Here is a 258-nt window from a genome sequence, read left to right on the forward strand (position 1 = left end):
GTCGTGAAGGACTCGGGCAAGGCACTGCTGGAAGCGTTCCGGCACGCAGTTCCGAAGGAGCGCGACTACCTCGACACGCTCGGCGTGCTCTACGCTCTGATGCGGGACTTGCGCACCAAGTCGCGCAACGAAATCGAAGCCCATATCGACAACCCCGATGAATCGGTGATCTTCAAGGCGGCGCCGACCGTGCTGAAGAACAAGGATCTGACGGCCTTCATCTGCGATTATGTTCGTCTCATCATCATAGGCAACGCC

General features: G+C 58.5%; 1 protein-coding gene. It reads left to right on the forward strand.

All coding sequences use genetic code 11. The features are described 5' to 3' along the window. The coding region (locus ACR9ZK_RS22500; RefSeq protein ID WP_481344148.1) for a hypothetical protein at nucleotides 1-258 on the forward strand (258 nt) is incomplete at both ends.

It is taken from the genome of Monashia sp. HAY1-5C (assembly GCF_056755255.1).